Here is a 3,392-nt window from a genome sequence, read left to right on the forward strand (position 1 = left end):
ATCTGCGCCAGACCGCCGTCGCTGCCGCTTGCAATGACGAGGTAGCCACCTCATAGGGTGACCACAGCCAGTCGCTGGATCTTGGCGCGCTTGGATGGCCTTCGCTGAACGGAAGGCCCCGGACCCCGCGTTGGTAAGTTCCCTGTAAGTTCGGATGACCAAAGCTCGTAGCGTCCTCCCACGACGCTACTTTCATGCTCAAGTCCGTACTCGCCCTTCCGCTCCTTCTCCCCACCGTTGCCTTGGCCCAAGGCGTTTCCAGCAGCAGTGACTTGCTCGCCGATGCTCAAGACGATCGGTGGTCCCTAGGCGTCGCCGTCTCTGTCCGCGATAGCCCCTATGCCGGCGAAGGCACCCGCGTTCGCCCCCTCCCCTTGGTGACCTTTGACGGGCAGCGCCTCTTTTGGCGCGGGCTGTCTGGAGGGGTTCACCTTATCCAAGGCGAGGCCTTCTCCTTGGATGCGGTCCTTTCTGGACGCTTCGACGGGTTTGACATCAAGGACCTTTCCCGCGCCGGCCTAGCCCGCAATGGCCTGGACGCTACTGCCTTGGAGGACCGCGATGACGGGCTCGACGCCGGCGTGGCCGCCAGCTGGCGAGGGCGGGCCGGGGAGCTGAAGGTCAGCGCCTTGGCCGACGTAACCGACACCAGTGGGGGTTACGAGCTTGCTGTGGACTACGGCTATGCCCTGCAATGGGGGCGCACCACGGTCGTGCCTGGTGCCGGGGTTCGATGGATGTCCAAGGATCTGGTCAACTACTACTACGGGACCCTGGACGAAGAAATCAGTCGGGGCGTGGCAAGCTACCAGCCCGGCTCAGCGCTGGTTCCCCAAGTCAGCGTGGGCTTCTCCCGCCCATTGGGGGGCAAATGGCGGGTGCTCGGCGGCGTGGACTACAAGTTCCTGCCGAACGAACTGGTGGACAGCCCCCTTTTGGAGCCCGACTCGAACGGGTCCGCCGGGGTGCGCTGTGGAATATCCCGGAGCTTCTGATCGTTCATACTAAAACCTGAGCCCCCATGGTCCCCTCCGTGCCCGCCCCGGCCGTTTCCAATCGAATTGCCTTGGTTGAGGATCATCCACGCTTGGCCAGCTTGGTCGAGCGTGGACTGGGGGCTGCAGGCATCGCCGTGGACACGTTCGCCACCTTGGAGGCCGCCTGGCACGGGCTGCTGCGCCTTCCTTACGCGCTGGCCATCGTAGATCGCGGGTTACCCGATGGCGACGGCTTGACCCTGATCCGAAGGTTGCGCGCGGCGGACAATCAGCTCCCGTGCCTGATGCTGACCGCCAAGGACGCGCTGCATGATCGCGTGGCCGGGCTGGACGCGGGGGCCGACGACTACCTGCCCAAGCCCTTTGCCATAGAAGAACTCACAGCGCGCGTGCGAGCGCTGATGCGACGGCCCGCAGAGTTCCGCGAGCTTCATCTCAGCTACCACGGTCTTCAGATCCTGCCCGAACTCAGCTGCATGCGACACCAGCAAGAGCAGATCAGTCTGGCACCGGCAGAGCTGCAACTCATCATCCTGATGGTGAGGGCCGCCGGCCAAGTGGTCCGCCGCACCGCACTGGAGGCTGCCGCTTGGGGCGTTTCAGACGCTGTCACCCCCAATGCCTTGGACGTCGCTTTGCACCGCCTACGGAAAAAGCTTGCTGCGATTGACGCCCCGCTTGCCCTCATCAACGTGCGCAATTTGGGCTTCTCTCTCCTCCCCTCCGATGCTGCCGCGTAGCCTGACCGCGCGCTTGATGATCGGCACCATGCTGGCGGTGCTGGTCGCCGCAGTGGCTGCCATCTTGGTCATGCTCGCCATGACCTCTCCTAAGCTGCCTGAGCGCTTACTTCGCACGGAACTGCAAGAGGAGCTTGATCACCTGATCGAAGGAATAAGAAGAGATGCGAAAGGGAAGTTCTTCGTCGACTTGAAGCCACAGAACGTCAACGCTTACGACGCCATGACCAAGGACTCTGCCTATTGCATCGTCGATAGTGCCGGAAACACTGTCCTCCAAAGCTCGCCCGGCCCGGCCTTGGATGCCCTGACAGCGCTGCCCACAGGCTCTGAATCGATGATGGTGCCGAGCAATGGGACGGTCGTTCGTCTTCGAGTGATGCAAGGCCCAGTGGACCTCCAAGGCCATCGCTACGTTGTCCGGGTGGCGCGCAGTGATCGGCTCGTGCTGACACTCAGTGACTACGCGGGCACGCTCTACCTCAGGGCGGGCTTGACGACGCTGCTCTTGGCGCTCTTGACCTTCGCGATCGTGGTGTATTGGACCATCAGGCGAATGATCGCTCCTCTCAGGGAGGTCTCGGCGGTCGCCGCGCAGGTGAACCCCAGAAGTTTAGGAACCCGGCTCCGCAGCGAGGGGCTTCCCGCCGAAGTCATTCCGTTGCTGGAGGCCTTCAATGGCGCCCTCGCCCGGCTGGAAAACGGCTTTCGGGTTCAACAGGAGTTCCTGGCTGCGGCGGCGCATGAACTGAAGACGCCCCTGTCCCTGCTAACCGCGGAGATTGAGCTGAGCAACGCGCCCAATAGGGAACTGCTGCTGCAGGACGCCGGGCATATGGCGCGCCAGATCCATCAGCTGCTGCATCTGGCGGAAGTGAGCGAGGCCCACAACTACAGCTTCGAGTCGGTTCGCCTTGCGGCGATCCTTCAGGATGCGGCCGACTACCTGATACGCATGGCCGAACAACGCACGGTGACGGTTGAAGTGAACGACCAATGCGGGCAAGTGCCGGTGCTGGCGGATGCGTCGGCGGTGTTTGTGCTGGCCAAGAATCTGATTGAGAACGCCATCCACCATGCGCCCCTGGGCGGTCGAGTGCGCATCGAATTATTCCTTGGGGGCTTCTCCGTGCAGGACGACGGCCCCGGCGTAGCCCCTTCGCAGCAGCCCCTGTTGTTCAAGCGTTTCTGGCGAGCCAAGCCGCGGGACAGCACGGGGGCTGGACTTGGATTGGCGATCTGCTTGGAAATCTGCACCTCCCACGGATGGGCTCTCCGTTATGATGCACCCCAAGACAGAGGTGCGCGATTTGTCGTGGATACAAACCCGCCACTTGAGTCTCAACTCGACCTACCGCACTGAGTATTCTYGGGCGACCAAGGCGGGAGTGTTAGCCCAAACGCCATGCGTTCCGTCCTGCCCGCCTACTAGAGAGAGCAACAGTGCCCAATACAGGTCGTTTCCACCTTCTGGATGTTGAAGGTTTGAGAAGTGAGGACGACCGACTCTTGGAGTTGACAAGGGTTTTTTGTCGCTGCCTTCAATGCAGTGCGGCGTTCACAGCCACGCCCGCTCAAGGACTTGAACCCTTGGATGGCGGTGCAACGCTCCGTTGTCCCAAGTGTGGCGAGCACCAAGCCATCAGCCTAGTCC

Annotated in this window: 3 protein-coding genes; all 3 read left to right on the top strand. The window is 62.3% G+C overall.

The window, feature by feature from the left end:
• Nucleotides 1-194 precede the first annotated feature (194 nt).
• From AC1DQP_RS18415 to AC1DQP_RS18425, 3 genes are read left to right on the top strand one after another with little or no spacing between them, the layout of a single operon-like run.
• Nucleotides 195-995 (top strand): MipA/OmpV family protein, encoded by an 801-nt coding sequence (locus AC1DQP_RS18415; RefSeq protein ID WP_478052195.1) that lies wholly within the window; start codon nucleotides 195-197, stop codon nucleotides 993-995.
• A 26-nt stretch (nucleotides 996-1,021) separates the two neighbouring features.
• Entirely contained in the window at nucleotides 1,022-1,738 is a 717-nt protein-coding gene (locus AC1DQP_RS18420; protein WP_152153252.1) for a response regulator transcription factor, read from the top strand.
• A gap of 16 nt (nucleotides 1,739-1,754) precedes the next feature.
• Nucleotides 1,755-3,101: a sensor histidine kinase gene (locus AC1DQP_RS18425; protein ID WP_193222827.1), complete on the top strand. Its 1,347-nt coding sequence runs from the start codon at nucleotides 1,755-1,757 to the stop codon at nucleotides 3,099-3,101.
• The last annotated feature ends 291 nt before the right edge of the window (nucleotides 3,102-3,392 follow it).

The organism is Stenotrophomonas sp. P5_A8 (genome assembly GCF_056400545.1).

Bases quoted from the DNA above. Each gene is read 5' to 3' on its own strand.
- AC1DQP_RS18420 (WP_152153252.1), top strand. From the start codon at position 1,022: ATGGTCCCCTCCGTGCCCGCCCCGGCCGTTTCCAATCGAATTGCCTTG.
- AC1DQP_RS18415 (WP_478052195.1), top strand. From the start codon at position 195: ATGCTCAAGTCCGTACTCGCCCTTCCGCTCCTTCTCCCCACCGTTGCC.
- AC1DQP_RS18425 (WP_193222827.1), top strand. From the start codon at position 1,755: ATGATCGGCACCATGCTGGCGGTGCTGGTCGCCGCAGTGGCTGCCATC.